The following is a 26959-nucleotide window of genomic DNA, read 5'->3' as shown; positions in this document are numbered from 1 at the left end:
CTCTTCGCCCTCCTGGCGCTGCTGGCGTTGCCGGCCTGGGGCGCGCCGCTGCCGAGCTACGAGCTGAGTATCAGCGACGGGCACTTCACGCCCCCCAACCTGACGGTACCGGCGGGCCAGCGCTTCAAGATCGTCGTGCGCAACGTCGGCCAGGGGCCGGTCGAGTTCGAGAGCCTGCCCCTGCGGGTGGAGAAGGTGCTCGGCCCCGGCGTCACCTCGTTCGTCGTGATCCACCCGCTCAAGCCGGGGCGCTACACCTTCTTCGACGAATTCCACCTCGACCTGCCGGGCGGCTACATCGAGGCGCAGTAGGAGCGGACATGGAACAGGCACTTCTGATCGTCTGGCGCGAAAGCATCGAGGCCCTGCTGGTCATCGGGCTGCTCCATGCCTGGCTGAGGCGCCAGCACGACGGGCACCGGCACGTCCACCTGCTGTGGCTGGGCGTGCTCGGCGGCGGCGCCCTGGCGGCGGTGCTGGCGGCCCTGATGATCCTGGCGGGAAACTGGATGAGCGGCCCGGCGGGCGAGTGGTTCCAGGCGGCCATGAGCGCCCTGGCCAGCGTGCTGATCCTGCAGATGGTGATGTGGATGCGGCACAACGGCCGGCAGTTGCGCGGCAGCCTGGAGAGCCGCGCCGAGCATGCCCTGACCCAGGGCCGGCGCAGCGGCCTGATGCTTCTCGCGGCGATCGCCGTGGCCCGCGAGGGCAGCGAGATCGCCATCTTCCTCTACGGCGCCGCCGGCGCGGCCAGCGCCTCGTCGATGCTGCTCGGCGCCGGGCTCGGCGTGCTGCTCGGGGCCCTCAGTTTCGCCCTGCTCCAGGCCGGCAGCCACCTGCTGGACTGGCGGCGCTTCTTCGCCATCAGCGAGCTGCTGATGATCTCGCTGGGCGGCGCCATGCTGATGAACGCCCTCGACCGCGCCACGGGGCAATGGATGGGCATGGACCTGCCCGAACGGTTCTACGGCTGGCTGGGCGACCCGCTCTGGGACAGCTCGGCCTGGCTCGACGATGGCTCGCGCCTGGGCGGCATGATCGCCGGGTTGACCGGCTACCGGGCCATGCCCTCCCTCGTCGCGGTGCTGACCCTGGCCGGCTTCTGGCTGCTCGCCTACCGCTGGCGGCGCGCGCCGCGCCAACCCGCCGAGGAGACACCCCGGAGCGCCGCATGAACGTCGCGCTGAATCGCCGGCTCGCCGCCCTGGGCGACGGCATGCGCCGGCATGCCGGCCTGATCCGCCGGCTGCAATGGGCGGTGGTGCTGGTCTACGCCGCGCTGCTGGTGGTGCCGGCCGCCCTGCCGCTGCCGGATACCCACGCGCGCATCCTGGACAACCTCGCGCTGCTGGCCCAGTTCGTCTTCTGGGGCATCTGGTGGCCCTTCGTGCTGCTCTCGGTGGTGCTGTTCGGCCGCCTGTGGTGCGGCCTGCTGTGTCCCGAAGGCGCGCTCAGCGAGTGGGCCAGCCAGCGCGGCCTGGGGCGCGGCGTGCCACGCTGGATGCGCTGGGCCGGCTGGCCCACGGTCGGTTTCCTGCTGACCACGCTCTACGGCCAGCTGATCAGCGTCTACGACTATGCCCAGGCGGCCCTGCTGATCCTCGGCGGCTCCACCCTCGCGGCGATGCTGGTGGGCTTTCTCTACGGGCGCGGCAAGCGCGTGTGGTGCCGCTACCTGTGCCCGGTCAGCGGCGTGTTCGCCCTGCTGGCGAAGCTGGCGCCGGTGCATTTCCGGGTGGACGAGCAGCGCTGGCGGGCCAATCTGCCGCCGCATCGCCCGCCGCCCAACTGCGCGCCGCTGCTGGATATCCGCCGCATGCAGGGCGCGTCCGCCTGCCATGCCTGCGGCCGTTGCAGCGGGCAGCGCGACGCCGTGCGCCTGATCGCCCGCTCCGGCAGCGCGGAGATCGTCGACCTGGGCGGCGAGGCGGACGGCTGGGAGTCGTGCCTGCTGCTGTACGGGGTGATCGGCCTGGCCATGGGCGCCTTCCAGTGGACGGTCAGCCCCTGGTTCATCGCCCTGAAGCAGGCCATGGCCGAATGGCTGGTCGGGCACGACATCTTCTGGCCGCTGCAGGCCTCGGCCCCCTGGTGGCTACTGACCCACTACCCGTCGAACAACGATGCGTTCACCTGGCTCGACGGCCTGGCGATCTGCCTCTACCTCGCCGCCAGCAGCCTCTTGCTGGGCGGATCGCTGCGGTTCCTGCTCGGGCTCGGTGGGCGCATGGCCGGACAGTCGGCGGCCTTCGCCCGCCACTTGGCGCTGTGCCTGGTGCCGCCCGGCGCCGCGGGGCTGTTCCTCGGCCTGTCCTCCACCACGGTGAAGCTGCTGCGCTACGAAGGCCTGGTCCTGCCCTGGGTGCCCTCCGCGCGAGGCGTCCTGCTGCTGGGCGCTGCCTGCTGGAGCCTGTGGCTGGGCTGGCGCGTCTGCCAGCGGCTGCAGGCGCGGCAACGGCTGGCGCCGATGACCGGCCTGCTGCTGGCCAACGCCCTGCTCGGCTACTGCTGGTGGCTGCAGTTCTGGGGCTGGTGAAGCGATTCGCAGGGCCGTAGGGTGCGCCATGCGCACCAGCGGAGTCAGTGGCCGCGAGCGAAACAGGCTTTCAGATATCGCGCAGCTCGAAGCGAGCGAACAACTGTCGCAGATAAGGCCACAGCTCGGCGGCCCCGGCCGGGGTCGGAGCGTTGCCCAGCGTGGGGTCCAGCATGCGTCCGGGGCGCGCCAGTTGCACGGCGAAGCGCTGCACGCCGACGGCGGCCAGGCGCTCGGCCAGGCGTTGCAGGCGCTGGCAGTCGAACAAGTGCCAGTGCACCGTGGTGCGACACTCGAAGTCCACGCCGCTGGCGATGAGCAGCTCCAGGCTTTCCCAGTTGACCCGCCCGCTGCTGGAGACGCCGGTGATCAGCGCCGCGTCCTCTTCCAGCGCCTTGATATCGAAGCCGACCCAATCGCACAGCGGCAGCACGCGGCGCAGTGCGTTCGGCTTGATGCCGGCGCTGTGCAGGCCGATCTTGAAGCCCAGCTGGCGCACCCGGCGCATGGCAGCCGGCAAGGCAGGCTGCAGGGTGGCCTCGCCGCCGCTGAACACCACTGCCTGGAGCAACCCCTGGCGCTTGCGCAGGAACGCGACGACCTCGTGCCAGGCGACCGCGCCCTCCGCCTGCGCCCTGATCAGCTCCGGGTTGTGGCAGTAGCGACAGCGCCAGGCGCAGCCCTGGCAGAACAGCACGCAGGCGATGTGGTCGGGGTAGTCGATGGTGGTCAGCGGCAACAGCCCGCCAACCTTCAGCGAGAATTCGCGCAGGTGCTCCGACCGGCTGCAGGAGGCATTCATCAGAGACTCCGGAGGAAGCCGCCCGAAAGATCCGGGCGGGGTGGGTAATGCCGTTCACCTGGGCCATGTCCCGATTGGGTGTTGCTGGCGAGTGCCCGTGGGAGCGGCTGGGCGTCCGTGAACGGAACTGGCAGCGAAGATTCGCGGACAAGTCCGCTCCCACAGGGTTCGTTCATGGCCTTCACCCGCTGCAGCGAAAGGACTGTGCGCATCGATCAGCCCTCAGGTGAGCAGCATTGCGGGTGGGATGGCGCTATCGCGGCTCGCTGAAATGCCGGCGCTCGCGATGTTCGGACTGCTTGCCCGGGTTGAAGGCGGATACCGGACGGTGGTAGCCCATCACCCGGGTCCAGACTTCGCAGCGCTGGCGTTGGGCTTCGGGCAGTTGCATGGCTTGTTTCATGGGATGTTGCTCCTTGCGGTGGGTGGACTCTGGTTCAGCCGCAGGCGCCGCAGCACGACTGCTTGTGCAGCAGTGCCTCGTCGCATTTCGGGCAGAACTCGTGTTCGCCTGCCAGGTAGCCGTGCACCGGGCAGATGGAGAAGGTGGGCGTCACGGTCAGGTACGGCAGGCGGAACCGACCGAGCGCCGTGCGCACCAGCTGCTTGCAGGCCTGCGCCGACGAGATGCGCTCGGCCATGTACAGGTGCAGCACGGTACCGCCGGTGTACTTGCACTGCAGCGCGTCCTGCAGCTCCAGCGCCTCGAACGGGTCTTCGGTGAAGCCCACCGGCAGCTGCGAGGAGTTGGTGTAGTAAGGCGCCTCGGGGGTGCCGGCCTGGACGATATCGGGATAGCGCTTCTGGTCTTCCTTGGCGAAGCGGTAGGTGGTGCCCTCGGCCGGCGTCGCCTCCAGGTTGTAGAGGTGGCCGCTGTCCTCCTGGAAGCGCACCAGCCGCTCGCGCACATGGTCCAGCAGTTGCAGCGCCAGGCGCCGGCCGGCCTCGGTGTGCAGGCCTTCGGTGTCGCCCGAGAAGTTGCGCAGCATCTCGTGCAGGCCGTTCACGCCGATGGTGGAGAAGTGGTTGCGCAGGGTGCCCAGGTAGCGCCTGGTGTAGGGATAGAGGCCGGCGTCCATGTGGTGCTGGATCACCTTGCGCTTGACCTCCAGGCTCTCGTAGGCCATCTGCAGCAGTTCGTCCAGGCGCCGCAGCAGGCCGTTCAGGTCCTGCCGGTAGAGGTGGCCGAGGCGCGCGCAGTTGATGGTCACCACGCCCAGCGAGCCGGTCTGCTCGGCCGAGCCGAACAGGCCGTTGCCGCGCTTGAGCAGCTCGCGCACGTCCAGCTGCAGGCGGCAGCACATGGAGCGCACCTGGTTGGGCTGCATGTCCGAGTTGAGGAAGTTCTGGAAGTACGGCAGGCCGTAGCGCGCGGTCATGTCGAACAGGCGCGTGGCGTTGTCGCTGTCCCAGGGGAAGTCGTGGGTGATGTTGTAGGTCGGGATCGGGAAGGTGAACACCCGGCCCATGGCGTCGCCGGCCATCATCACCTCGATGTAGGCACGGTTGATCAGGTCCATCTCCGCCTGCAGTTCGCCGTAGCAGAACGGCATCTCCGCCCCGCCGATCACCGGCACCTGCTCGCGCAGGTCCTCGGGGCAGACCCAGTCGAAGGTCAGGTTGGTGAAGGGCGTCTGGGTGCCCCAGCGCGACGGCACGTTGAGGTTGTAGATGAACTCCTGCAGCGCCTGGCGCACCTGCTCGTAGTCCAGCCGGTCGTTGCGCACGTAGGGCGCCAGGTAGGTGTCGAAGGAGCTGAACGCCTGGGCGCCGGCCCACTCGTTCTGCAGCGTGCCGAGGAAGTTGACCATCTGCCCCAGGGCGCTCGACAGGTGTCTGGGCGGCCCCGCCTCGACCCGTCCCGGGATGCCGTTGAGACCCTCGTGCAGCAGGGTGCGCAGGGACCAGCCGGCGCAGTAGCCGGCGAGCATGTCCAGGTCGTGGATGTGCAGGTCGGCCTCGCGGTGGGCGCGGCCGATCTCCGGGCTGTAGACCTCGTCCAGCCAGTAGTTGGCGGTGACCTTGCCGGAGACGTTGAGGATCAGCCCGCCCAGGGAATAGCCCTGGTTGGCGTTGGCCTGCACGCGCCAGTCCTCGCGGCGCAGGTATTCGTTCATCGACGCGGCCACGTCGACCAGGGTCTTGTGCTCGCGGCGCAGGCGGCCGTGGCGCTCGCGATAGACGATGTAGGCCCTGGCGGTGTCGTAGTAGCCGGCCTCCATCAACACCAGCTCGACCTTGTCCTGCACCTGCTCCACGCCCAGGCTGCGGAATTCCAGCAGCCGGGACAGCACCGCGTCGGCCAGCGCCTTCGCTTCGTAGGACCCGAACTGGCCGGTGGCCTGGCCCGCGGCGGCGATCGCGCGCTCGATCTTGCCGAGGTCGAACGACACCTCGCTGCCGTCGCGCTTGAGCAGCGTGCGGGGCCGGTAAGGCGGTTGCTGCGGATTCATTCACTACCCCCTGAACACATCATCTAGTTATGAATTTATCTTCAACACACAAGATGATGGGAATCTACGCCAGGAGGCGGTGATCAGAAATTGATCACGATCAAGTCGGGAGCGATGGCATCCGTGACCCGCTTCACTTCGTCGCCCTCGCGCATGGACGCGACTGGGTGTCGGGAAACGGTCGAAAAAGGCTATGTGCCCATTGGGCGAAGGCCTGTGATTCGTAGGGTGCGCTGCGCGCACCGATAAATCGGCAACTACGATGCCCGGCTGTTTATCCAGTTGCATGAAAGTTCTGGTTTCGCCCTCCTGGGCGAGTCACTTTCTCTTGTTTGGCCAAGAGAAAGTAACCAAAGAGAAGGCCACCCCGGCATCCGGCCCCGCCTGCGGCGGGGTTCCCTCCCTCCGGTGCTGCTCCGGGGGCACGGCATACACGGGCCATCCATGGCCCGTTATGCCTCTCGCCGCATCCCTGCGGCTCGTCCCCCTGCGCAACACCTCCGCTCGGCCTCCTGACGGGGACTCCAGCTCCGAGTTGCTTGACGGCTTTACCTGCCGCGACCGCGGACTGGGCTCTTGCTTCTATGGCTACGGCTACGTGCAACACATCACGAGAACATAGCCCCAAAAAAGCCACGCCCGCGACAGACGACCCTATCCGCCGGCAAGCGTGGCAACCCGCCTGGCGACCAGGCTGGAGGGAGGAACGGGGATGTCAGCCGCCGGTGGCGTTCATAAAGCGCAGGATCTGCACGTCGCCGACGGCGAATTCATGGCGCAGCGGCTTGCGCGGCAACGCCGCGCGGATGGCCGCCAGCACCGGTTCGTCGTTGCCCGGATGGCGGCGCAGCAGCGCGCGCAGGTCCACCGAATGCTCGTGGCCGAGGCACAGCAGCAGGCGCCCCTCGGTGGTCAGCCGCACGCGGTTGCAGGTGGCGCAGAAGTTGTGGCTGTGCGGCGAGATGAGGCCGATGCGCGTGCTGGGGAAGTCGACCAGGCGCAGGTAGCGCGCCGGCCCGCCGCTCTGTTCGGCGCTGTCGAGCAGGGCGAAACGCTCGCCGATGCGTTCGCGCACCCAGTCGCTGGAGCAGTAGCTCTCGCCGCGCTCGCGGCCGACCTGGCCCAGCGGCATCTCCTCGATGAAGCTGATGTCCAGGCCACGCCGGGCGGCGAATTCGACCAGGTCCAGCACCTCGTCGGCGTTGCGCCCGTGCATCACTACGGTGTTCAGCTTGATGTTGGCGAAGCCGGCCGCCTGCGCCGCCGCGATGCCATCCAGCACCCGGGCCAGCTCGCCGGTACGGGTGATGGCGCGGAAACGCTCGGGACGCAGGCTGTCCAGGCTGATGTTGAGGCGGCGCACGCCGGCCTCGGCCAGGGGCCGTGCCAGTTTGTCCAGCTGCGAGCCGTTGGTGGTCATCACCAGCTCGCGCAGCCCCGGCAGCGCGGCGATGCGCTCGCACAGGCCGACCACGCCGGGGCGCACCAGCGGCTCGCCGCCGGTCAGGCGGATCTTCTTCGTGCCGTGGGCTACGAACAGCCGCGCCACCCGCTCCAGCTCCTCTAGGGTCAGCACCTGCTGGCGCGGCAGGAAGGTCATGTCCTCGGCCATGCAGTAGATGCAGCGGAAGTCGCAGCGGTCGGTGACCGACAGGCGCAGGTAGTCGATGGTGCGACCGAAACCGTCCCGCAGTTGTGCGTCCATCATCATCCCGTCCAGTTCACGTAGCCCGGATTGCATCCGGGCTACTGCAGCAACGGTGAGTCGGCGCCTTCCAGGACGATGCCCTGGATGTCCGCCTCGCCCACCAGGTTCTTCAAGTACTGGGCCACCGCCACCTGCCAGACCCGCTGGTCCAGTTCGGCGCGGATCGCCCCGACCACCGTCTCGAACGGCAGTTGCCGGCCCTCGATGCGCAGGTCCACCTGCACCACGTGGAAGCCGTAGCGGCTCTCCAGCGGTTGCACGGCCAGGCCCAGCGGCAGGCGCAGCAGCTGGCGCTCAAACTCGGGCACGGTCTGGCCCTGGCTGATCTGCCCCAGCGAGCCGCCCTGCTCCTTCGACGGGCAGGCCGAATGGGCCAGCGCCAGCTCGGCGAAGCGCCCGGGTTCGCCACGCAGCTCGGCGATCAGCGCCTCGGCACGCTCCCGTGCCAGGCTGCGTGCCTCGACGTCGTCGGCCGGGCAGCCCAGCAGGATGTGCCGCGCCGCCAGCAGCGGCGCGCTGGCGAAGCGCGCCAGGTTGCGCTCGTAGTAGCGCCGGCAGGTGTCCTCGTCGGCCCGCGGCAGCGGCACTTCGAGTTCGATCAGGGTGCGGGTCAGCGCCTCCTCCTCGCTCTCGCCGCCGGCGGCGCGCACCTGCAGGCCCAGCGCGGCCGCCCGCTGCTGCAGCAGCTCGCGGATCACCAGCGCCTGGCCGGCGAGGAACACCGCCTCGCGGCGGCTCGCCGCCGGGTGGTACTGCAGCTCCTGGGCGATCGCCTCCACCGCGATGGGCAGGCCGTTGACCTTGATCCGCGGCCATTCCTGCTCGCTGCTGGCGATCAGCTCGGGGGCTGGCTCGCCCTCTTCGCTCTCATCGGCCTCCGGCTCGTCGGCGCCGGGCCGCGAGTCGGGCATCACTTCCTGCACCACCGGCGCATTAGCCGGGATTTCCACTCTCGGTTGGCCACCGCTGCAACCGCCACCGTTTCCGTTACCACCGCATCCACAACCCATGATGGGATCTCCTCGATCAGTCGTTGATAAATCCATTGGCTCTTGGGCAGCACTCAGCTATCCCCGGCAACCACCGTGGGAGCGGCCTTGGCCGCGAGTTTTGCCTTCCGCCTACGGGTAATTCCGGGTGAAAAGCTCGCGGACAAGTCCGCTCCCACAAGTCCATTCCCACAGGTCAGCGCCCACATGGACACGTCTGCAGGTCTGGTCTCAGGCCTTCTGCCGCACGATCTGGTAGCGCCGGCCCAGGTACCAGACCGGCGCGCTGACGATGTGCACCAGGCGGGTGAAGGGGAACAGCACGAACAGGCTCAGGCCGAGGAACACGTGCAGCTTGTACACGGCGCCGACCGGCTCGATGGCGGCGGCGGCCTTCATCGGCTGCAGGGTCACGGTGTACTGCGCCCAGTCGGCCAGCATCACCATCACCGAGCCGTCCATGTGGTGGGTGGAGGCGTAGATGGTGCCCAGGCCGAGCAGCAGCTGTACCAGCAGCACCAGCAGCACCAACACGTCCGAACAGCTGGAACTGGCGCGCACCCGCGCGTCGCTCAGGCGCCGGTAGAGCAGCATCAGCAGGCCGATCAGGCACAGGCCGCCGAAGAAACCGCCGGAGACCATCGCCAGCAGCTGCTTGTTTTCGGTGGAGATCGCATGGTGGTAGATCGACGCGGGCGTCAGCAGGCCGACGAAGTGGCCGGCCAGGACGAATAGCACGCCGACGTGGAACAGGTTGCTGGCGATGCGCATGTAGCGGTGCTCGGCCGGCGTGCGGTTGAAGATCTGGCTCGATCCGGCCTTCCAGCTGTACTGCGACAGGTCGAAACGCGCCCAGCTGCCGATCACGCAGACCGCCAGGGCGATGTAGGGATACACGCCGAAGGCGAGTAGATTCAGGTTAGCCATTGCGCACCTCCCGGGCCGGCGCGGCGGCCGGTCCATCCTGCTTGAAATCGATCCAGTGCACCGGCACCGGCACTTCTTCGCGAGCCTTGCCCGGCCGCGCGGCCTGGCTCGGGCAGCGCTCCTGCTGCTCGGCCTTGAGGAAGGCCACGGCCTCCTCCTCCCACAGCTTGTCGAGCGCCTCCAGGCTGTCGTCGCGCGGCTCGCCGGCCACCTGTTCGCGCACCTCGGCCACCGCGCTCGCCGGCTGCTCGCCGGCGATCTGCAGCAGCGCGCGGAAGCACGCCGCATAGGGGCTCTCGCGCTCCTCCAGGCGCGCCGCCAGCAGGGCCAGCAGGTGCGCCACGTCGGCCAGGCCCTCGCGCGCCTCGATCGGCTCGCGGCTGGCCAGGTATTCCAGGTACAGCGGGATGTAGTCGGGCAGCTCGCGCACACCAATGGCGAAGCCCGCCGCCTCGTACTGGGCCATCAGGTCGACCATGGCCTGGCCACGGTCGCGGGATTCGCCATGCACGTGCTCGAACAGCAGCAGCGACAGCGCGCGGCCCCGGTCGAACAGTTCGGTGTAGCGTTCCTGGGCGTCCATCAGCTCTTCCCGGGCCAGCTCGTCGAGCAGGCGCAGCAGCGCGCCCCGCTGGTCGGGGCTGATCTCGCGGGCGCCACCGAGGGCAGCCTCCAGCTCCGCGTGGGCGCCCTGCAGCGCCTCGTCGGGATAGTCCAGCAACAGGGAGATCACCTTGAGAATCCGCATGGTTCAGTCCTCCCAGATCTGCACGGTCTTGAGCACATCGCGGCGATTGGCCTTCTTCGCCCCGAACATGTTGGTGTCCGAGGCGCCGCTGCAGCCGCTACCGAAGCTGAAGCCGCACCCGGAACGCTCGGCGAAGGCATCGCTCATCGCCTCCTCGCGGTGCGCGGAAGGAATGACGAAGCGGTCCTCGTAGTTGGCGATGGCCAGGTAGCGGTACATGTCCTCGCACTGGGCCACCGACAGCCCCACCGATGCCAGGACCTGCAGGTCCTGCACGCCATCGACCTGTTCCGCGCGCTTGTAGGCGCGCATCGCCAGCAGACGCTTGAGCGCCAGCTTGACCGGCTGCTCGTCGCCGGCGGTGAGCAGGTTGGCCAGGTAGCGCACGGGAATGCGTAGGCTGTCGACGTCCGGCAGCACGCCGTCCATGCTCACGGCGCCCTTGGCGGCGGCGTTCTGGATCGGCGACAGCGGCGGCACGTACCAGACCATCGGCAGGGTGCGGTATTCCGGGTGCAGCGGCAGGGCCAGCTGCCAGTCCACCGCCAGCTTGTACACCGGCGACTTCTGCGCGGACTCGATCACCGACATCGGCACGCCGTCGGCCAGCGCCTGTTCGATCACCTTCGGGTCGTTGGGGTCGAGGAAGATTTCCAGCTGTTTCTGGTACAGGTCCTGCTCGCTCGGCGTACTGGCCACCTCGTGGATGCGGTCGGCGTCATACAGCAGTACGCCCAGGTAGCGGATGCGCCCGACGCAGGTTTCCGAGCACACGGTGGGCAGGCCGGCCTCGATGCGCGGGTAGCAGAAGATGCACTTCTCGGATTTGCCGCTCTTCCAGTTGAAGTAGATCTTCTTGTACGGGCAGCCGCTGATGCACATGCGCCAGCCGCGGCATTTTTCCTGGTCGATGAGGACGATGCCGTCCTCCTCGCGCTTGTAGATCGCGCCGCTCGGGCAGGAGGCCGCGCACGCCGGGTTGAGGCAGTGCTCGCACAGGCGCGGCAGGTACATCATGAAGGTGTTCTCGTACTCGCCGTAGATGTCGGCCTGCACCTTGTCGAAGTTCTTGTCCTTGCGCCGCTTGGCGAACTCGGTGCCGAGGATTTCCTCCCAGTTGGGGCCCCATTCGATCTTCTCCATGCGCTTGCCGGAGATGGCCGAGCGTGGCCGCGCCACCGGCTGGTGCTCGCCCAGCGGCGCGGTGTGCAGGTGCTGGTAGTCGAAGTCGAACGGCTCGTAGTAGTCGTCGATGCTCGGCAGGTCGGGGTTGGAGAAGATGTTCGCCAGCACGCGGAACTTGCCGCCGATGCGCGGGTTGATCGAGCCGTCCGGGTTGCGCACCCAGCCGCCCTTCCATTTGTCCTGGTTCTCCCACTCCTTGGGGTAGCCGATGCCGGGCTTGGTCTCGACGTTGTTGAACCAGGCGTATTCCATGCCTTCGCGGCTGGTCCAGACGTTCTTGCAGGTGATCGAGCAGGTGTGGCAACCGATGCACTTGTCCAGGTTCAGCACCATGCCCACTTGTGAACGAATTTTCATGGCAGTAATCCTCAAATGTCCTGCGGCAGCGGTTGCGGCAAGTCGTTGCCATTGGGGCCGTCCAGCCAGTCCACCTTGCTCATTTTTCGCACCACCACGAATTCGTCGCGGTTGCAGCCCACGGTGCCGTAGTAGTTGAAGCCGTAGGCCAGCTGGGCGTAGCCGCCGATCATGTGGGTGGGCTTGAGCACCACGCGGGTCACCGAGTTGTGGTGGCCGCCACGGGTCCCGGTGCTCTCCGCGCCGGGCACGTTCACGATGCGTTCCTGGGCGTGGTACATCATCACCATGCCCTCCTTGACCCGCTGGCTGACCACCGCGCGGGCGGTCAGCGCGCCGTTGGCGTTGAAGCACTCGATCCAGTCGTTGTCCTCGATGCCGACCTTCCTGGCGTCGATCTCGCTCATCCACACGATCGGCCCGCCACGGCTCAGGGTGAGCATGATCAGGTTGTCGGTGTAGGTGCTGTGGATGCCCCACTTCTGGTGCGGGGTGATCCAGTTCAGGCAGATCTCCGGGTTGCCGTTGGGCATCTTGCCCTGCACGTAGCCGGTCGAACGGGTGTTGATCGGCGGCCGGTAGCTCATCAGGCCCTCGCCGAAGGCGAGCATCCAGGGGTGGTCCTGGTAGAACTGCTGGCGGCCGGTCAGGGTGCGCCACGGGATCAGCTCATGGACGTTGGTGTAGCCGGCGTTGTAGCTGACGTGCTCGTCTTCCAGGCCGGACCAGGTCGGGCTGGAGATGATCTTGCGCGGCTGCGCCTGGATGTCGCGGAAGCGGATCGCCTCGTGCTCCTTGGGCAGCGCCAGGTGGCTGTGGTCGCGGCCGGTGAATTCCGACAGCGCGGCCCAGGCCTTCACAGCGACATGGCCGTTGGTTTCCGGCGCCAGGCTGAGGATGACCTCGGCGGCGTCGATGGCCGACTCGATCTTCGGCCGGCCCTGGCTGATGCCCTCCTCGCGCACGGTGTAGTTCAGTTCGCCGAGGAACTCGACCTCGTGCTTGGTGCTCCAGTTGATGCCCTTGCCGCCGTTGCCCAGCGTGTCCAGCAGCGGGCCGAGCGAGGTGAATTTCTTGTAGGTGTTCGGGTAGTCGCGCTCGACCACCGTGATGTTCGGGCAGTTGAGGCCCGGCTGGGGCGTCTGCCCCGCCGTCTTCCAGTCGCTGCCGCCGAACGGCTGCGCCAGCTCGCCGGGGGTGTCGTGCAGCAGCGGCACGGTGACCAGGTCCTTCTCCACGCCCAGGTGCCCTTCGGCCATCTCGGAGAAGGCCTTGGCGATGCCCTTGTAGATTTCCCAGTCGGAGCGCGCTTCCCAGGCCGGGTCGATGGCCGCCGACAGCGGGTGGATGAAGGGGTGCATGTCCGAGGTGTTCATGTCGTCCTTCTCGTACCAGGTGGCGGTCGGCAGGACGATGTCGGAGTACACGCAGGTCGAGGACATGCGGAAGTCGAGGGTGGTGACCAGGTCGAGCTTGCCGATGGCGCCCTCGTCCTGCCATTCGGCTTCCTGCGGCTTGAAGCCGCCACGCTGGCCCAGATCGGGGCTCATCACGCCGTTGCGGGTGCCGAGCAGGTACTTGAGCATGTACTCGTGGCCCTTGCCCGAGCTGCCCAGCAGGTTGGAACGCCAGATGAACATGTTGCGCGGGAAGTTGACCGGGTTGTCCGGCTGCTCGCAGGCGAAGCGCAGCGTGCCTTCGGCCAGCGACCTGACCACGTAGTCCTTCGGCTCCAGCCCCGCCACCGCCGCGTCACGGGTGATCTGCAGCGGGTTGCGGTTGAGCTGCGGCGCGCTCGGCAGCCAGCCGGCGCGCTCGGCGCGGATGTTGTAGTCGAGCATGTGCTCGGGGTACGCGGATTTGTCCGCCAGCGGCGACAGCACCTCGTGGATGCTCATCTTCTCGTGGCGCCACTGCGAGCTGTGGTTGTAGAAGAAGCTGGTGCCGTTCATCTGCCGCGACGGGCGATGCCAGTCGAGGCCGAAGGCCAGCGGCAGCCAGCCACACTGCGGACGCAGCTTCTCCTGGCCGACGTAGTGCGCCCAGCCGCCACCGGTCTGGCCCACGCAACCGCACAACATCAGCATGTTGATCAGGCCGCGGTAGTTCATGTCCATGTGGTACCAGTGGTTCATCGCCGCGCCGACGATGATCATGCTGCGCCCCTTGGTCTTGTCGGCGTTGTCGGCGAACTCGCGGGCGATCTGGATCGCCTTCTCGCGGCTGACGCCGGTGATCTTCTCCTGCCAGGCCGGCGTGCCCGGCACGCGATCGTCGTCATAGTGGCTGGCGACGTTGGCGCCGCCGAGGCCACGGTCGATGCCCAGGTTGGCGGCCATCAGGTCGAATACGCTGGCGACCCTGGCCTGGCTGCCGTCGGCCAGCACCAGGGTGCGCACCGGCACGCGGCGCAGCTGGATTTCCTCGCCCGGCGCATGGGCGAAGTGCTCGTGGGCCTGGCCGCCGAAGTACGGGAAGGCCACCTCGGCGACTTCGCCGCTGTCCAGCTGGCTCAGCTTGAGGTCGACCGCGCGTCCCTCGCCGCCCTCGCGGGCCTCGATGTTCCACTTGCCCTTCTCGCCCCAGCGGTAGCCGATCGAGCCCAGGGGCGAGACCAATTCGCCACCCGCGTCGACGGCGATGGTCTTCCACTCGGGGTTGTTGTCCTGGCCGAGTTCGCCATCCAGGTCGGAGGCCCGCAGGAAGCGGTCGGCGCGGTAGCTGCCGTCCTTCTCGTCGAGCAGCACCAGCATCGGCAGGTCGGTGTAGCGCTTGGCATAGTCGGTGAAGTAGGCGCTGGGGTTCTCCAGGTGGAATTCCTTGAAGATGACGTGGGCGAAGGCCTGCGCCAGCGCCGCGTCGGTACCCTGCTTGGGGTTGAGCCAGAGGTCGGTGAGCTTGGCCACCTCGGCGTAGTCCGGGGTGATGGCCACGGTCTTGGTGCCCTTGTAGCGCACCTCGGTGAAGAAGTGCGCGTCGGGAGTGCGGGTCTGCGGGACGTTGGAACCCCAGGCGATGATGTAGTTGGAGTTGTACCAGTCGGCCGACTCCGGCACGTCGGTCTGCTCGCCCCACACCTGGGGTGACGCGGGAGGCAGGTCGCAGTACCAGTCGTAGAAGCTCAGGCACACCCCGCCGATCAGCGACAGGTAGCGGCTGCCGGCGGCGTAGCTGACCATCGACATGGCCGGGATCGGCGAGAAGCCGACCACCCGGTCGGGCCCGTACTGCTTGACCGTGTAGACGTTGGCCGCGGCGATGATCTCGTTGACCTCGCGCCAGCTGGAGCGGATGAAGCCGCCCATGCCGCGCTTGCTCTTGTAGCTCTGCGCCTTGGCCGGGTCCTCGACGATGCTGGCCCAGGCCTCGACCGGTGCCAGGGTCCGCCGCGCATCGCGCCAGAGTTTCAGCAGGGGCTTGCGCACCTTGGGATATTTCAGGCGGTTGGCGCTGTAGATGTACCAGCTGTAGCTGGCGCCGCGCGGGCAGCCGCGCGGCTCGTGGTTGGGCAGGTCGTTGCGGGTGCGCGGGTAGTCGGTCTGCTGGGTTTCCCAGGTGATCAGGCCGTTCTTCACGTAGATCTTCCAGGAGCACGACCCGGTGCAGTTCACCCCGTGGGTGGAGCGCACGATCTTGTCGTACTGCCAGCGGGCACGGTAGACGTTCTCCCAGTCGCGCGACTCCTTGCGGGTCTCGCCATGACCGTCGGCGAACTCTCCTTGCTTGCGATTGAAGAAGCGCAGCTGGTCGAGTATGTGGCTCATTTTTCTTTCCTCTCAGGCTGAGCGCGGGCGGTTACCCCGCGCTCGTCATTTCTTGGGCGATGGCTGTCTAGCAGGGCGTTTCGGCGCCCTTGCGCGAGTACCACCACCAGGTGGCCAGGATGCAGCTGGCGTAGTAGCCGACGAAGACGTACAGGGCGATCTCCGGCCCGCCGGTGAGGGCGATGGAGCTGCCGAAGCTCTTGGGAATGAAGAAGGCGCCGAAGGCACCGATCGCGGAGCTGAAGCCGAGCACCGCGGCCGACTCCTTGCCGGCCTCGCGCAGCGACTGCTCCTTGACCGCGGCCCCCTTGCCGGCGCTGAGGCGCTCATGCAGGGTGCGGAAGATCACCGGGATCATGCGGAAGGTGGAACCGTTGCCGATGCCGGTGGTGACGAACAGCAGCATGAACATGGCGAGGAAGCCGTAGAAGTTGCCGCCCTGCCCGTTCTGCGGCAGGAAGGCGATGACGCCGAAGACCGCGGCGATCATCACCACGAAGTTCCACAGGGTCACCCGCGCGCCGCCCAGCTTGTCCGCCACCCAGCCGCCCAGCGGGCGCACCAGGGCGCCGACCAGCGGGCCGAGGAAGGCGAACTTGAGCGCGGTGACTTCCGGGAACGAGGTCTTGATCAGCAGCGGGAAGGCCGCGGCGAAGCCGATGAAGGAGCCGAAGGTGGCCAGGTACAGCCAGCACATGAGCCAGTTGTGCTTGCGCTTGAAGATCACCGCCTGCTCGGAGAACGAGGCCTTGGCGCTGGCCAGGTCGTTCATCCCGAACCAGGCCGCCACGGTCACCGCCGCGATCAGCGGCACCCAGATCAGGCCGGCGTTCTGCAGCCACAGCTGGCTGCCATCGGCCAGTTCCTGGGGCTTGCCGCCCACCGCTCCGAACAGGCCGAAGCCGATCACCAGCGGCACCAGGAACTGCATGGCCGAGACGCCCAGGTTGCCCAGCCCGGCGTTCAGGCCCAGCGCGGTGCCCTGCTGGGCCTTGGGGTAGAAGAAGCTGATGTTGGACATCGACGAGGCGAAGTTGCCGCCGCCGAAGCCGCACAGCAGGGCGATGATCACGAACACGCTGTACGAGGTGTCCGGGTCCTGCACCGCGAAGCCCATCCACAGCGACGGGACCAGCAGCGACGCCGTGCTCAGGGCCGTCCAGCGCCGCCCGCCGAACACCGGCACCATGAACGAGTAGAAGATGCGGAACGTCGCTCCAGACAGCCCCGGCAGCGCCGCCAGCCAGAACAGCTGGTCGGTGCTGAAGGCAAAGCCGATGGCGTTCAGGCGCACGATCACCGTGCTCCACACCATCCACACGGCGAACGCCAGGAACAGCGCGGGAATCGAGATCCACAGGTTGCGGGTGGCGATGGCCTTGCCGGTGGAACCCCAGAAGTGCGGGTCCTCGGGGCGCCAGTCCTCGATCACCGGCCCCTGCCGGGGCGGCTGCCCCATGGCCGGATTCTTGGTTGCGGACATGCTCGGTCTCCTCAAGCGTCAGGAAGCGGAATTCATGGGGCCGGTGGAACCCGCCCCCATCACCGGGGTTTTGCGGACTTCGCTGAGGTACATCCAGATCAGGGAGACCCAGACCACGCCGTACATCAGCATGAAGCAGGAGCTGCGCACGCCGGTGAGGTCCACCAGGGCGCCGAACATGATCGGCAGGACGAAGCCGCCCAGGCCGCCGGCCAGCCCGACGATGCCGGACACGGCCCCCATGCGATCGGGAAACTCGTCGGAGATGTACTTGAACACCGAGGCTTTGCCGAAGGCCCAGGCGATGCCCATGACGAACATCAGCGCGGTGAACACCCAGACGTTGAGGCCGACATGGAACGTGCGCGGCCCATCGACGGTATGCACGGTGAAGTCGGTCTGCGGGTAGGACAGGACGAACAGGCAGATCCAGCTCACCCACATCACCCACCAGGTCACGCCGTGCGCGCCCCAGCGGTCGCTCATCCAGCCGCCGATGGCGCGCAGCACGCCGCCCGGCAGGGAGAAGCAGGCGGCCAGCAGCGCCGCGCTCTGCAGGCTGAAGCCGTACTCCTGCACGTAGTACTTGGTCATCCACAGGGCCAGCGCCACGTAGCCGCCGAAGACGATCGAGTAGTACTGGCAGTAGCGCCACACCCGTGGATCACGGAGGGTCTTGAGCTGCTCGGCGAAGGACACGCTGCTGGGCGTGCGGTGGCTCTTGTCGTCGTAGCTGAAGAACCAGAACAGCAGCGCGGTGATGAACATGATCGCCGAATAGATCTTCGGCACCATCTGCCAGCTGGCCGCGGCGATGATCGCCGGGGCGAGGAACTTGGTCAGCGCCGAACCCGCGTTGCCCGCGCCGAAGATGCCCATGGCCAGGCCCTGGCTGGACTTCTCGAACCACTTGGCGACGTAGGCGATACCCACCGAGAAGGAGCCGCCGGCCAGGCCGACGAACAGCCCCAGCACGAGAAACTGCCAATACTCGGTGGCCTCGCCGATCAGGTAGATCGGCAGCACGCAGACCAGCATCAGCACGAAGAACACGATGCGCCCGCCGAAGCGGTCGGTGAGCATGCCCAGCGGCAGGCGGATCAGCGACCCGGTCAGCACCGGGGTGGACGCCAGCAGGCCGAACTGGGTCTCGTTGAGCTGCAGCAGCTCCTTGATGGGCACGCCGAGCACCGCGAACATCATCCACACCATGAAGCAGATGGTGAACGCGGCGGTGCTCATCCCCAGCACCAGCCCCTGTTGCACTTTCCGACTCGCCATGACCGCTCTCCCAAGCGACTCTCATGGCTCGCAGGCTATGCACCGGCCCCCTCCCGCCCTTGATCCAAATCAAGGAAGCCAGGCCGCTCCAACTCCTACCATGGGGCCGGATACCTCCAAAGGGATAGCCTGGAAATACGAAAAATATCCCTTGTAGATCATCGACTTATAACAACAAGCAAGCTCACCCGCCGGGCCTGGACGGGCGCCGGAACTCTTTGGAGGTAGCCGCCATGCTGGACTGGTTGAAAGGCTCCCTGCCCGCTCGCGCCGGTCTGGCCGTCATCCTCATCGCCACCCTCACCTTCTTCAGCGCGTTCAGCGCCGTGCTGATCGCCTGGGTCAGCGAAGACGACGCCGCGGCCATCAACACCGCCGGCTCCCTGCGCATGGCCGTCTACCGTCTCAACTGGCAGCTGGAGGCGAACGCGTCGCCGCAGGCGATAGGCCATCTGCGCGACGACATGCAGCGGCGCCTGGACAGCAGCGCACTCAAGCACATGGTCGACGGCGACCGGCAGAGCCCGGTGGCCCAGGCCTTCGCCAACATCCGCGACCGGTGGCTGGGGCAGCTGCGGCCGGCCCTGGAACGCGGCGACCGGGTCATGTTCCAGCAGCAGTCGGAAATCTTCGTTGGCCAGCTCGAACACTTCGTGCTGTTGCTGCAGAAGCAGAGCGAGAAGCGCCAGGGCTGGCAGCAGAGCATCCAGGGCGCGGCACTGCTGATGACCGTGATCATCCTGCTGGTGGGCATGTTCGAGCTGCAGAGCAGCGTGATCACACCGCTGCAGGAGCTGGTCGGTGCCACCGAGCGCTTCCGCGCCGGCGACCTCAATGCGCGGATCGAGCACAGGTCCAGCGACGAACTGGGGCAGATGGCCGACAGCTTCAATGCCATGGCGGATGCCATCGAGGAATCCCACCTGACCCTGGCCTCGCGGGTGGCCGAGAAGACCCAGCAACTGGCGAAGAGCAATGCCGCGCTGGAACTGCTGTACCAGAGCAGTCGCAGCATCGCCAGCAGCCCGGCGAGCGCCGGCCAGCTCGACGCGCTGATCGACAGCTTCCAGCAGCGCCTGCCCGGCCTGCGCCTGAGCCTGTGCCTGAAGGGCGACATGCGCGAGCCGGTCGAGCACCTGATCGCCCTGCATGGCAGCGCCTCGCGCGACATCTGCTCGCGCAACGAATGCGCCAGCTGCGAGCGGCACGGGGGCAGCGACAGCCTGCTCTACCCGATCAGTTCCCAGGGCAACAACCTCGGCGAGCTGCGCGCCCACTACATCGACCGCCATACGCCGCATCCCTGGGAGCGCGAGCTGATCCAGGCGCTGGCGCACCTGATCGGCACCTCGCTGTCGCTGGAGCGCCAGCGCGAGCAGGACGACCGCCTGCTGCTGCTCGACGAGCGCACCACCATCGCCCGCGAGCTGCACGACTCCCTGGCCCAGGCCCTGTCCTACATGAAGCTGCAGGTGAGCCGCCTGCAGACGCTGATCCGCCGCGGCGAGCAAGGCGAACGCCTGCTGGAGGTCAGCGACGAGCTGCGCGACGGCCTGAACAACGCCTACCGCCAGCTGCGCGAGCTACTCACCACCTTCCGCCTGCAGATCCAGGACGGCGGCATCGAGCAGGCGCTGGACGACACCGCCCGCGAGTTCGCCGAGCGCGGCGGCATCCGGGTGCTGCTGGAAAGCTCGCCGCTGGCCTTCAGCCTGTCGGCCACGGAACAGATACACCTGCTGCAGATCGCCCGCGAGGCGCTCTCCAACTGCGCCCGCCACGCCCAGGCGGAACAGGCCTGGGTGCAGTTGCGGCAATCCGGCGAGGAAGTCGAGCTGCTCGTCGAGGACGACGGCGTCGGCATCACCCCGGGCTTCGACACCCGCCTGCACCACGGCCTGAACATCATGCACGAGCGCGCCCGCAGCCTGGGCGGCAAGCTCTCCATCACCCGTCGCACGCAGCGGGGCACACGCGTGGAACTGCGCTTCTGCCCCGGCTTCCTGCGTCAACCGAGCCACGAGGCCTCGCTATGAACGCCCACACCCTGCTGCTGGTCGACGACCACCCCATGATGCGTCGCGGCATCCGCCAACTGATCGAACTGGAGGGCGACCTGGTGGTGGTCGGCGAAGCGAACAACGGCGCGGAGGCCTGCGAGCAGGTCGCGCGGCTGGCCCCCGACCTGGTGCTGCTGGACAACAACATGCCACAGCTCAACGGCGTGGAGACCCTCAAGCGCCTGCGCGAACAGGGCTTCGCCGGCAAGGTGCTGCTGTTCACCGTGTCCGATGCCGAGAACGACGTGCGCGACGCCATGCGCTTCGGCGCCGACGGCTACCTGCTCAAGGATATGGAGCCGGAACACCTGATCGCCCGCCTGCGCGACGTGCTGCACGGCACCCTGGTGGTCAGCCCGTCCCTGACCACCGTGCTGGCCCAGGCCCTGCGCACGCCGCAGGGCGCCAGCTCGCTGGACCTCACCGACCGCGAGCGCCAGGTGCTGAAGATGATCGCCTCCGGCCTGAGCAACAAGATGATCGGCAACAAGCTCGGCATCACCGAGGGCACGGTGAAGGTCCACGTGAAGAACCTGCTGCACAAGCTCGGCCTGCGCTCGCGGGTGGAGGCCGCCGTGTGGGCCCTGGAGAACCTGCGCTGAGGCTCCAGGTTGTGTGGGAGCGGCCTTGGCCGCGAACCGGGGCGGCACGGTAAAAGCTTCGCGGCCAAGGCCGCTCCCACGGCATGTTTTTCCGCACACGACAGACGTCATGCGTGACACGCCGATCGGCGGTGCGGGGGAAGCGTTGCGGGCGGCCGAGCCTGGTTATACCATTCGTTATAACCAACCCCGGAGGCACCATGAAACTCAAGATCAGCGCCATCGGCAATTCCGCCGGCGTCATCCTGCCCAAGGAAATCCTCGCCCGCCTGCGCCTGGAGAAAGGCGACGAACTGTATGTGCTGGAGACACCGGACGGCATCAAGCTCACCGTGTTCGATCCAACCCTGGCCGAGCAGATGGATGTGGCGGAGCAGATCATGCGCGAAGACCGCCAGGTACTGCACAAGCTGGCCCAGTGAGGATCGCCCGATGATCGTCTGGATCAGCAAGACCCTGGCACTGGCCATCCACGACCGCCAGTTGTCCGAACATGGTGGCGGCAGCGGCGTGCGCGACGAGGCCCTGCTCGACTCCGCCCTGGCGCGTCCGCAGCAGCGCCATGCCTATGGCGAGCCGCCGCCGGACATGGCCGATCTGGCCGCCAGCCTGGCCTACGGCCTGGCGCGCAACCATCCCTTCGTCGATGGCAACAAGCGTACGGCGCATGTTTGCTACCGGGTTTTCCTGCAACTCAACGACTGCACCCTGGTCGCCACCGATGAAGAGAAGTACGCGGCCATGATCGGCCTGGCCGAAGGCTCGCTCGACGAAGCCGAGTTCGCCCGCTGGCTGCGCGAGCGCATCGTCATCGACGTTCCGCCCGGGAAGGTGCAGGAAACGACCGGGCGCTACGACTGAAAGAAGGCTCTGCCACCGTTACGTGCGGGTGGCGCGATCCTGCTTTTGCGGGAACGGCTGGGCGGCATGCCGATTGGCCGCGACATTCGCGGATGAATCCGCTCCCACAAGGTGTGCGACAACGGACGTGGACATAGCCTGCAGGAAGCCCGGCGCCCCCGGAACTTCACTGGTCGTAGAGAAAGGAGCTGTCCAGCTGCGCAGCGCTGTTCACCGTCACCCGCAGGTCCTTCACCAGGCCATCGCTCAGGCCGTAGATCCAGCCGTGCACGGCCAGCCGGTGGCCGCGACGCCAGGCGTTCTGCACGATGGTGGTGTGGCAGACGTTGCGCACCTGGCGCTGCACGTTCAGCTCGCACAGCAGGTCGACCTGCCGTTCCGGGTCCAGCCCTTCGAAGCGCTGCAGGTTCTGGTGGTACAGCGCCTTGAGCGCGCGCAGCCAGTTGTCGATCAGCCCCAGCTCCTCGTGCCCCAGCGCGGCGCGCACGCCGCCGCAGCCGTAGTGGCCGCAGACGATCACCTGGCCTACCTGCAGCACGTCGACGGCGTACTGCAGCACGGACAGGAAGTTCATGTCCGTGGCCACCACCATGTTGGCCACGTTGCGGTGCACGAACAGCTCGCCCGGCATCAGCCCCACCACCTCGTTGGCCGGCACCCGGCTGTCCGAGCAACCTATCCAGAGGAATTCCGGTCGCTGCTGGCGGGCCAGGCGGGCGAAGAAATCCGGATCGCGCGCCCGCAGCGATTCCGCCCAGTAACGGTTGTTGGCCAGCAACTGCTCCACGTCCACGCCCGATCCTCCACGGCATTCGTCCCGTGGCGGAATAGCACGCGGTCCGGCGCGCGGACTTGTCCGGAATCAAGCCCGGCCGGAGGCTCAGGCGGGCACGCCGAGGATCACGCTGGAAGCCTTGAAGATCGCCGTGATCTCCTGGCCCGGCTGCAGGCCGAGCGCCTCACCGCTCTCGTGGGTGATGATCGCCGCCACGGTAGGCCCCGCCGGCAGCTCGATCACCACCTCGGTGCTGACCGCACCCGGCTGCACCCGCGCCACCACACCGCGCAGGCGATTACGGGCCGAGAAGCGCGCGCCCTCGTCGTCGGCAACCAGGATGATCGAGGACGACTTGATCAGCGCGAAGGCCTCGCAGCCCGGCGCCAGCCCCAGCGCCTCGGAGCTGTCGTGGGTGATTACGGCGACGATCTTCACGCCGTCGGCCACCGCCAGCTCCACCTCATCGTTGACGGCGCCGCGCCGGACCTGGGTTACGCTTCCGAAGAACTGATTGCGCGCGCTGCTTTTCATGCTCATCCGCCTGACCAGTAGATAGTCGTCGGCAATGCCTTCGGCCTGCCGTCCCAGTTGCTCCACGAAACGCTGGTGCTCGCGCTCGATCAGGCGGAAGTTCTCCACCAGGCGCACGCCGCGCGGGGTCAGGCGCGTGCCGCCGCCGCCCTTGCCGCCGACCAGGCGCGCCACCAGCGGCTCGCCGGCCAGGTTGTTCATGGTATCGATGGCGTCCCAAGCGGCCTTGTAGCTCATGCCCAGGGACTTGGCCGCCCGGGTGATGGAGCCGCACTCGGCGACCCTGGCCAGCAGCGCCACGCGACCCCGGCCGCCGAAGTTCTCGCCGGCGACCGTCATCCACAGCGAACCGTGCAGCTGGATCGAGTTGTCCTTGTCCATCCCTGCCTCCCGGGCCTCAAACGACAGGCCGCAAGCATACCGGCAAAGCCGCCGCGCTATGCTCCGATTCGGCGAAAAGGAAGCGCTTCCAGCATCCGCCGGCGGCGTTGCGCCGATACAGCAGCGGGAAGTACAGCACCATGAACCAGTCCAGCTCCTCCCGGTGCCTCAACCCGAGGTCCTGCCACAGCTCCCGGTGGCCGAAGCAGGCGGCGGCCAGCGCCCTCGCCAGATAATCGGACAGGTCCTCGGCCAGCTCCCGGTGGCCATGCTCGCGCAGCAGCGCCGCCATCGGCGCGAACTGCAACGGCGCGATGCCGATGCGCACATAGCAGCCCTCCGGCACCATCGGCGCCTGTGCCAGCACGGGAAAGCGGCGGCGCAGCATCGCCCGCTGCTCGGTCTGCGCCAGGCCCAGGGTCCAGGCGAACAGCGGCAGGTCGCCGCCCTGGGCTCCATTCAGCACCGCGCTCACCGCACGGACGGCCGGGCCTTCCATCGCCGGGTTGCGCGCCTGCGCGTTCATGCGGCGACCCTGCCCACGGCGACTTCGACATGACGCGGCGCGATGCGGCCCTCGCCCTGCCCCGACGCCATGCCAGGGTTGCCGGAGAGCAGCAGCCCGCCGCGCCTCGGGCGCCCGATGCCTCTCGCTTTCATCCGCTTGCCTCTCAACCCGTAATAGCAACTTGGATATAACGCTACGCAATGGCGCCCCGGACAGAACTGACCAGAATCAAGAACGGGAAAAATCGCTCCTCGGTTCGAGAGAACTTGATGGGCATCAAGGCCACGGAACGACAGTCGCCTATTGTCGGCGGCACCTCCCCGGCCGCACACCCGATCCGCCGGCATCTGCCTCTTTGGAGGTAGCGCCATGGAGGAATGTGAAGCGCACCGGCACCTCCCTACCATGCAAGGCAAGGAGGTGGCCCATGCTCACCGATTTCTCGACACAGGCGTTTCTGCGCCGGCATCACTTGTTCGATCGGCTGCCGGAGCCCGTATTCCAGGAGGTCTGCTGCCTGGCGATCCATCGGCGGCTGGAGGCGGGTTCGGTGCTCTTCCACCAGGGCGACGTGGCGGACCGCTTCTACCTGCTGCTGCAGGGCCAGGTGACGCTGACCCGGGTGCTGCCCGAGGGCCAGGAGAAGCTGGTGGAGGTGATCGCCCCCGGCCAGAGCTTCACCGAGGCACTGCTGTTCAGCGGCACCCGCCACTACCCGGACACCGCCAGCGCGTTCAAGCAGAGCAGCCTGATCAGCATCGACGGCGCCCACTACCGCCGGGTGCTGGAGGAACAGCCCATGGCCTGCCTGGAGCTGCTGACCAGCCTCAGCATCCGCCTGAACCAGCGCCTCGCCGAGATCGACACCCTGGCCCTGGGCAACGCGAGCCGCCGGGTCGTCCGCTACCTCTGCCAGGAACAGGAGACGGACGGTGGGCAGATCCGCCTGAGCGTGCCGAAACGCCTGATCGCCTCGCAGCTCGGCATCCAGCCGGAGACCTTCTCGCGCATCCTGCACCGCATGATCGACGCGGGCCTGATCGCCATGGAGCGCCGCGTGATCCGGGTTCTCGACCGTCCCAGCCTGGCCAGCTACCAGGAGTAGCGCAGCGCCCCCGAGCAGGAGAGCAACATGTCAGACCCGAAACTGCCCCTCGTGTACTCCTGCTCCGGCTGCTCCAACGTCGCCCAGCTCGCCAACACCCTGGCCGTGCGCCTGGACCGTGCGGGGCTGGCCGAGATGTCCTGCATCGCCGGCGTCGGCGGGCGCGTGGCCTCGCTGGTCAGCAAGGCCAACAGCGGCCGGCCGATCCTGGCCATCGATGGCTGCGTGCTGCAGTGCGTGCGCGGCTGCCTCGGCCAGCACGGCGTGCAGCCCAGCGTCCACCTGATCCTCAGCAAGCAAGGGCTGAAGAAGCGCTATGGCGAGGATTTCGACGGCGAGACGGTCGACGAGGCCTATCTGGAGGTGGTGAAGCTGCTGGATGGTGATGCCATGCGTGGCCGGGAGAGCGACTGAGCACCTCGGAACCTGTTGTGGGAGCGGCCTTGGCCGCGATGCTTCTTTGCTGTTCCATTCGCGGCCAAGGCCGCTCCCACAAGAGCAGCAAGCGTCAGGGCAGCCTCTGCTCTGGGAAGCAGGCTCTCAACCAGCAGCCTGCCTCACCGTCTCGCCCATCTGCCGGAGCAGTTGCCACAGCCTGGGCGGCAGCTGTTCCGGGTCCAGCCCGTCCAGCAGGTTCTTCATCCCCAGCCCCAGGTCCGTGTCGCCCTCGATCACCAGGCGTCGGCGAAAGAACAGGGTGTCCGGGTCCTCCTGGCGGCTGGCCAGCAGCAGGAAATCGCGCCAGTTGCCGCGGATGCAGACATCCGCCGCCGCCCGCTCCTCGACTCGCAGCCGCGCGTCGTCGCAGGTCAGGCACCAGGCCAGACCGAGGTCGGACACCTCCAGGCGCAGCCAGCGCCCCTCCAGCAGGTCGAAGGCGCCCTCCGCCAGCGGCTCGGCGAACAGGCTGGCAGCGACCCGCTCCACCAGTTCGCGCTGCACGGCGAACGGCACGTGCCGCCCCAGCGGCAGCAGCGGTTCGGCGATGCGCAAGGCCAGGTGCGCCAGGCTCATAGCCCTGTCTCCTCGACGCGCAGCATGCCCGGCTGGCCATGCCAGTAGCCGTTGCAGCCGTCCACCGCCAGGGGCGGCATCGAGCCGGCCCTGACCTCGGCGAACGCCTGGACGACCTCCACCATGCCCTCATGGCGCGGGCTCAGGCGCAGCACGTCGATGCCGCTGGCGGCCATCGCCGGATAGTCGGGCAGCAGGTTGCACACCTCGGCGGACATGGTCTGGATGCCGTTCAGGGTGAACAAGGGCTGGCGCTCCTGGCTGTACAGCGGGATGCCTTCGGGGTAGTTCAGGCAGCAGAAGCGGCAGTCGTCCTTCGGCCGGTTCTCGGCCCGCGCGGTGAAGCAACGCGCCGAGTAGGCCAGGGGCAGGTGGCCATAGGCGAACAGCTCCACCTCGGGTCGCGGGCGGCCCAGCAGGTCGAGCTGCTGCAGGCAGTCCTGCAGCAGCCGGCGCGAACACTCCACCGGCGGCACCCAGCGGCGCAGGCCGCATGCGATCAGCTCGTCCAGGGCATGGGCGTTGTACAGGTTGAGCGCCGGCCCGGCCACGAACGGCGTGCGGCGCTCGTGCAGCAGCTGCACGGCGCCCATGTCGTTGGCCTCGACCAGCAGCTCGCCGTTGTCGCACAGGCGCTTCAGGCCGGACAGCTCGGACGCGGCCTCGACCAGGGTCAGGCCGGACAGCACCAGCTCGGCGCGAGTGCATTCGCGCAACTCGCGGGCCAGGCCCAGCCAGTGGTCGAGGGACATGGCCCGGCGCTTGGAGCAAACCGTCTCCCCCAGGTAGATGATGTCCAGCGGCTGCTCGGCCATCTCGGCGTAGAAATCCAGCAGCCTGTCGCGGCCCCAGTAGAACAGCACGGGCCCAAGACTCAATTTCATGA

At 67.6% G+C, this 26959-nt stretch carries 25 protein-coding genes; 9 read left to right on the top strand and 16 right to left on the bottom strand.

What is annotated here, in order from left to right:
- Positions 1-12: 12 nt before the first annotated feature.
- The 3 genes from N7640_RS17295 to N7640_RS17285 are packed head-to-tail and all read left to right on the top strand — an operon-like array spanning position 13 to position 2536.
- Positions 13-312: a cupredoxin domain-containing protein gene (locus tag N7640_RS17295; RefSeq protein ID WP_279906214.1), complete on the top strand. Its 300-nt coding sequence runs from the start codon at positions 13-15 to the stop codon at positions 310-312.
- An 8-nt stretch (positions 313-320) separates the two neighbouring features.
- Positions 321-1175 carry an FTR1 family protein gene (locus N7640_RS17290; RefSeq protein ID WP_279902327.1) on the top strand — a complete coding sequence of 285 codons (855 nt, stop codon included), beginning with the start codon at positions 321-323 and terminating at the stop codon, positions 1173-1175.
- Complete coding sequence (locus tag N7640_RS17285; RefSeq protein WP_279902326.1) at positions 1172-2536, top strand: 4Fe-4S binding protein; 1365 nt, start codon at positions 1172-1174, stop codon at positions 2534-2536. The genes N7640_RS17290 and N7640_RS17285 overlap by 4 nt, the downstream gene beginning before the upstream one ends.
- 70 nt (positions 2537-2606) lie before the next feature.
- On the opposite strand, the gene N7640_RS17280 is transcribed toward N7640_RS17285, so the two are convergent.
- From N7640_RS17280 to N7640_RS17230, 11 genes are all read right to left on the bottom strand, one after another.
- On the bottom strand, positions 2607-3338 hold the full coding sequence (locus tag N7640_RS17280) for an anaerobic ribonucleoside-triphosphate reductase activating protein (protein ID WP_279902325.1): 732 nt from the start codon (positions 3336-3338) through the stop codon (positions 2607-2609).
- 253 nt (positions 3339-3591) lie between these two features.
- Positions 3592-3741 (bottom strand): anaerobic ribonucleoside-triphosphate reductase, encoded by a 150-nt coding sequence (gene nrdD / locus N7640_RS17275; protein WP_220815095.1) that lies wholly within the window; start codon positions 3739-3741, stop codon positions 3592-3594.
- Positions 3742-3775: 34 nt separating this feature from the next.
- Positions 3776-5791, bottom strand: a complete 2016-nt coding sequence (locus tag N7640_RS17270; protein ID WP_279902324.1) for a ribonucleoside triphosphate reductase — start codon at positions 5789-5791, stop codon at positions 3776-3778.
- A 715-nt stretch (positions 5792-6506) separates the two neighbouring features.
- Positions 6507-7496, bottom strand: a complete 990-nt coding sequence (gene moaA / locus N7640_RS17265) for a GTP 3',8-cyclase MoaA (protein ID WP_279902578.1) — start codon at positions 7494-7496, stop codon at positions 6507-6509.
- Between the two features lie 41 nt (positions 7497-7537).
- On the bottom strand, positions 7538-8509 hold the full coding sequence (locus tag N7640_RS17260; protein WP_279902323.1) for a peptidylprolyl isomerase: 972 nt from the start codon (positions 8507-8509) through the stop codon (positions 7538-7540).
- Between the two features lie 210 nt (positions 8510-8719).
- Positions 8720-9415: a respiratory nitrate reductase subunit gamma gene (gene narI, locus N7640_RS17255; RefSeq protein ID WP_279902322.1), complete on the bottom strand. Its 696-nt coding sequence runs from the start codon at positions 9413-9415 to the stop codon at positions 8720-8722.
- Positions 9408-10163 (bottom strand): nitrate reductase molybdenum cofactor assembly chaperone, encoded by a 756-nt coding sequence (gene narJ / locus N7640_RS17250; RefSeq protein WP_279902321.1) that lies wholly within the window; start codon positions 10161-10163, stop codon positions 9408-9410. Before narJ ends, narI begins: the two co-directional genes overlap by 8 nt.
- Before the next feature lie 3 nt (positions 10164-10166).
- Positions 10167-11705 (bottom strand): nitrate reductase subunit beta, encoded by a 1539-nt coding sequence (gene narH, locus N7640_RS17245; protein WP_279902320.1) that lies wholly within the window; start codon positions 11703-11705, stop codon positions 10167-10169.
- An 11-nt stretch (positions 11706-11716) separates the two neighbouring features.
- Positions 11717-15469, bottom strand: a complete 3753-nt coding sequence (locus N7640_RS17240) for a nitrate reductase subunit alpha (RefSeq protein ID WP_279902319.1) — start codon at positions 15467-15469, stop codon at positions 11717-11719.
- Between the two features lie 67 nt (positions 15470-15536).
- Positions 15537-16952: a NarK family nitrate/nitrite MFS transporter gene (locus N7640_RS17235; protein ID WP_279902318.1), complete on the bottom strand. Its 1416-nt coding sequence runs from the start codon at positions 16950-16952 to the stop codon at positions 15537-15539.
- An 18-nt stretch (positions 16953-16970) separates the two neighbouring features.
- The gene (locus tag N7640_RS17230; RefSeq protein WP_279902317.1) at positions 16971-18233 is read right to left on the bottom strand and encodes a NarK/NasA family nitrate transporter; all 1263 of its coding nucleotides are present in this window, start codon (positions 18231-18233) and stop codon (positions 16971-16973) included.
- Between the two features lie 233 nt (positions 18234-18466).
- Here N7640_RS17230 and N7640_RS17225 point away from each other — a divergent pair, with 233 nt between their 5' ends.
- The 4 genes from N7640_RS17225 to N7640_RS17210 all read left to right on the top strand — a co-directional run bounded on the left by N7640_RS17225 (position 18467) and on the right by N7640_RS17210 (position 21756).
- The gene (locus tag N7640_RS17225; RefSeq protein WP_279902316.1) at positions 18467-20269 is read left to right on the top strand and encodes a HAMP domain-containing protein; all 1803 of its coding nucleotides are present in this window, start codon (positions 18467-18469) and stop codon (positions 20267-20269) included.
- Positions 20266-20895, top strand: a complete 630-nt coding sequence (gene narL / locus N7640_RS17220) for a two-component system response regulator NarL (RefSeq protein WP_220815778.1) — start codon at positions 20266-20268, stop codon at positions 20893-20895. Before N7640_RS17225 ends, narL begins: the two co-directional genes overlap by 4 nt.
- Positions 20896-21095: 200 nt before the next feature.
- Entirely contained in the window at positions 21096-21317 is a 222-nt protein-coding gene (locus N7640_RS17215) for an AbrB/MazE/SpoVT family DNA-binding domain-containing protein (RefSeq protein ID WP_220815777.1), read from the top strand.
- 10 nt (positions 21318-21327) lie between these two features.
- Positions 21328-21756: a type II toxin-antitoxin system death-on-curing family toxin gene (locus tag N7640_RS17210; RefSeq protein WP_279906075.1), complete on the top strand. Its 429-nt coding sequence runs from the start codon at positions 21328-21330 to the stop codon at positions 21754-21756.
- A 166-nt stretch (positions 21757-21922) separates the two neighbouring features.
- Here the strand turns inward: N7640_RS17210 and can are convergent, their stop codons facing one another.
- The 3 genes from can to N7640_RS17195 all read right to left on the bottom strand — a co-directional run bounded on the left by can (position 21923) and on the right by N7640_RS17195 (position 23972).
- Entirely contained in the window at positions 21923-22549 is a 627-nt protein-coding gene (gene can, locus N7640_RS17205; protein ID WP_279906074.1) for a carbonate dehydratase, read from the bottom strand.
- A gap of 87 nt (positions 22550-22636) precedes the next feature.
- Positions 22637-23446 (bottom strand): TOBE domain-containing protein, encoded by an 810-nt coding sequence (locus N7640_RS17200; RefSeq protein ID WP_279906073.1) that lies wholly within the window; start codon positions 23444-23446, stop codon positions 22637-22639.
- Positions 23447-23462: 16 nt separating this feature from the next.
- The gene (locus N7640_RS17195) at positions 23463-23972 is read right to left on the bottom strand and encodes a nitrogen fixation protein NifQ (RefSeq protein WP_279906072.1); all 510 of its coding nucleotides are present in this window, start codon (positions 23970-23972) and stop codon (positions 23463-23465) included.
- A gap of 409 nt (positions 23973-24381) precedes the next feature.
- On the opposite strand from N7640_RS17195, the gene N7640_RS17190 reads away from it, so the two are divergent.
- Both N7640_RS17190 and N7640_RS17185 read left to right on the top strand, forming a co-directional pair.
- Positions 24382-25059, top strand: a complete 678-nt coding sequence (locus tag N7640_RS17190) for a Crp/Fnr family transcriptional regulator (protein WP_279906071.1) — start codon at positions 24382-24384, stop codon at positions 25057-25059.
- A gap of 27 nt (positions 25060-25086) precedes the next feature.
- A complete protein-coding gene (locus tag N7640_RS17185; protein WP_220815770.1) occupies positions 25087-25473 on the top strand; it encodes a putative zinc-binding protein in 387 nt (128 codons plus the stop codon).
- A gap of 126 nt (positions 25474-25599) precedes the next feature.
- Here N7640_RS17185 and N7640_RS17180 read toward each other — a convergent pair whose 3' ends face one another.
- Together N7640_RS17180 and N7640_RS17175 are read right to left on the bottom strand one after the other, a co-directional pair.
- Positions 25600-26073 (bottom strand): SCP2 sterol-binding domain-containing protein, encoded by a 474-nt coding sequence (locus N7640_RS17180; RefSeq protein ID WP_279901982.1) that lies wholly within the window; start codon positions 26071-26073, stop codon positions 25600-25602.
- Positions 26070-26957 carry a U32 family peptidase gene (locus N7640_RS17175; protein ID WP_279901983.1) on the bottom strand — a complete coding sequence of 296 codons (888 nt, stop codon included), beginning with the start codon at positions 26955-26957 and terminating at the stop codon, positions 26070-26072. The genes N7640_RS17180 and N7640_RS17175 overlap by 4 nt, the downstream gene beginning before the upstream one ends.
- Positions 26958-26959: the final 2 nt, after the last annotated feature.

Source organism: Pseudomonas sp. GD04015 (genome assembly GCF_029837675.1).
GTDB lineage: Bacteria > Pseudomonadota > Gammaproteobacteria > Pseudomonadales > Pseudomonadaceae > Aquipseudomonas > Aquipseudomonas paralcaligenes.
Note: the sequence above shows the minus strand (reverse complement) of the source record. Positions and strands in the feature narration are given on the sequence as shown.

Coding starts and splice junctions, on each gene's coding strand:
- N7640_RS17290 (WP_279902327.1), top strand. CDS start 321: ATGGAACAGGCACTTCTGATCGTCTGGCGCGAAAGCATCGAGGCCCTG.
- N7640_RS17285 (WP_279902326.1), top strand. CDS start 1,172: ATGAACGTCGCGCTGAATCGCCGGCTCGCCGCCCTGGGCGACGGCATG.
- N7640_RS17280 (WP_279902325.1), bottom strand. CDS start 3,338: ATGAATGCCTCCTGCAGCCGGTCGGAGCACCTGCGCGAATTCTCGCTG.
- nrdD (WP_220815095.1), bottom strand. CDS start 3,741: ATGAAACAAGCCATGCAACTGCCCGAAGCCCAACGCCAGCGCTGCGAA.
- N7640_RS17270 (WP_279902324.1), bottom strand. CDS start 5,791: ATGAATCCGCAGCAACCGCCTTACCGGCCCCGCACGCTGCTCAAGCGC.
- moaA (WP_279902578.1), bottom strand. CDS start 7,496: ATGGACGCACAACTGCGGGACGGTTTCGGTCGCACCATCGACTACCTG.
- N7640_RS17260 (WP_279902323.1), bottom strand. CDS start 8,509: ATGGGTTGTGGATGCGGTGGTAACGGAAACGGTGGCGGTTGCAGCGGT.
- narI (WP_279902322.1), bottom strand. CDS start 9,415: ATGGCTAACCTGAATCTACTCGCCTTCGGCGTGTATCCCTACATCGCC.
- narJ (WP_279902321.1), bottom strand. CDS start 10,163: ATGCGGATTCTCAAGGTGATCTCCCTGTTGCTGGACTATCCCGACGAG.
- narH (WP_279902320.1), bottom strand. CDS start 11,705: ATGAAAATTCGTTCACAAGTGGGCATGGTGCTGAACCTGGACAAGTGC.
- N7640_RS17240 (WP_279902319.1), bottom strand. CDS start 15,469: ATGAGCCACATACTCGACCAGCTGCGCTTCTTCAATCGCAAGCAAGGA.
- N7640_RS17235 (WP_279902318.1), bottom strand. CDS start 16,952: ATGTCCGCAACCAAGAATCCGGCCATGGGGCAGCCGCCCCGGCAGGGG.
- N7640_RS17230 (WP_279902317.1), bottom strand. CDS start 18,233: ATGGCGAGTCGGAAAGTGCAACAGGGGCTGGTGCTGGGGATGAGCACC.
- N7640_RS17225 (WP_279902316.1), top strand. CDS start 18,467: ATGCTGGACTGGTTGAAAGGCTCCCTGCCCGCTCGCGCCGGTCTGGCC.
- narL (WP_220815778.1), top strand. CDS start 20,266: ATGAACGCCCACACCCTGCTGCTGGTCGACGACCACCCCATGATGCGT.
- N7640_RS17215 (WP_220815777.1), top strand. CDS start 21,096: ATGAAACTCAAGATCAGCGCCATCGGCAATTCCGCCGGCGTCATCCTG.
- N7640_RS17210 (WP_279906075.1), top strand. CDS start 21,328: ATGATCGTCTGGATCAGCAAGACCCTGGCACTGGCCATCCACGACCGC.
- N7640_RS17200 (WP_279906073.1), bottom strand. CDS start 23,446: ATGGACAAGGACAACTCGATCCAGCTGCACGGTTCGCTGTGGATGACG.
- N7640_RS17195 (WP_279906072.1), bottom strand. CDS start 23,972: ATGAACGCGCAGGCGCGCAACCCGGCGATGGAAGGCCCGGCCGTCCGT.
- N7640_RS17190 (WP_279906071.1), top strand. CDS start 24,382: ATGCTCACCGATTTCTCGACACAGGCGTTTCTGCGCCGGCATCACTTG.
- N7640_RS17185 (WP_220815770.1), top strand. CDS start 25,087: ATGTCAGACCCGAAACTGCCCCTCGTGTACTCCTGCTCCGGCTGCTCC.
- N7640_RS17180 (WP_279901982.1), bottom strand. CDS start 26,073: ATGAGCCTGGCGCACCTGGCCTTGCGCATCGCCGAACCGCTGCTGCCG.
- N7640_RS17175 (WP_279901983.1), bottom strand. CDS start 26,957: ATGAAATTGAGTCTTGGGCCCGTGCTGTTCTACTGGGGCCGCGACAGG.